Origin of the sequence: Cupriavidus sp. WS, assembly GCF_000395345.1 — a bacterium.
GTDB lineage: Bacteria > Pseudomonadota > Gammaproteobacteria > Burkholderiales > Burkholderiaceae > Cupriavidus > Cupriavidus basilensis_B.
Map to the genome: position 1 here is coordinate 1 of NZ_AQPL01000439.1, position 1,033 is coordinate 1,033.

Genomic DNA, 1,033 nt, shown 5'->3' on the forward strand with positions numbered 1-1,033 from the left:
GGCGCTGCCGGCGACCGCCAGGGCGACCTCGCCGCCGGCCGCCAGCGCGCTGCCGGCGAAGGCGTAGCCGTCCATCGCCGCGTTGTCGTGGGCGGGCACGTCCAGCGTGGAGACCACGTCCGCGGCCAGCACGCGGCCGAGCGCCGCGCGCAGGGCGACCTGCTCGGTGCCGCGCACGGGCTCGATCACCTCGCCGATGATGCGGCTGGCCTGCGCCACCGGCAGGGCGTCGGGATCGTAGTCGGACAGGCAGGAAATGACGGTTTGCAGAGATGGCATGGCTCGGTCCCGGAGAGGCAGCAACCCGGATCGTCAGCGCGCTTCCAGCGCGCGCAGCTCGTCCAGGGTATTGATATTGGCGAAAGCGCCGGCGTCTTCGAACAGCACTTCGGCAAGGCGGTGCGAGGCGGCCCAGGTCTCGATCCTGCGGCCGCCCCCGGCGAGGTATGCCGCCAGGCTGTCGCGCGCCGTCGCCGGCATCAGGCAGAACACCTGCTGGGTTTGCCGGCGGCCCGCCGCGTCGACGGTGACGGGAATGGCCATGTCGGCGCCCTGCGTCTCGATCGCCGCGGCCAGGCGCGCGGCCAGGTCGGCCGGCAGGCACGGCGAATCGCAGGGCGAGGTCAGCAGCCAGCCCGTGCGGCATTGTCGCAGGCCGGCGAGCATTCCGGCTAGCGGTCCGGCGAATTCCGGTGCCGAATCCGGCGCGGCGTCCGTCACCACCGGCACTCCGAAGGACGCATAGGCCGCCAGGTTGCGGTTGGCGCTGATCAGCACGCCGCCGACCTGGGGCGCCAGGCGCGCCAGCGTATGCGCGGTCATGGGCATGCCGCGGAACGGCTGCAGGCCCTTGTCGGTCCCGCCCATGCGGCTGCCCCTGCCGCCGGCGAGGATCAGGCCGGTGATGTCGTCGCGTGGAATCATTGAATGGAAGCCGGTTGGTGGCGTGCGGCGCGGTCGCATCCCGCGGTTGCGTCCCGCGTTGCGCCTCGCAGTTGCGTCCTTATCCGCCGATATAGGACATCTCGATCTT

Annotated in this window: 1 protein-coding gene and 1 pseudogene; both read right to left on the minus strand. The window is 71.8% G+C overall.

What is annotated here, in order from left to right; genetic code table 11:
- Positions 1 to 279, minus strand: a pseudogene (locus tag K206_RS39705) (molybdopterin molybdenumtransferase MoeA); the annotation flags it as partial.
- A 33-nt stretch (positions 280 to 312) separates the two neighbouring features.
- Positions 313 to 924, minus strand: coding sequence for a molybdenum cofactor guanylyltransferase MobA (gene mobA, locus K206_RS0130200; RefSeq protein ID WP_020206064.1), 612 nt, complete (start codon positions 922 to 924; stop codon positions 313 to 315).
- Positions 925 to 1,033 lie beyond the last annotated feature (109 nt).

Excerpts from the sequence above, each read along its gene's own strand:
- mobA (WP_020206064.1), bottom strand. The coding sequence starts at position 924 with ATGATTCCACGCGACGACATCACCGGCCTGATCCTCGCCGGCGGCAGG.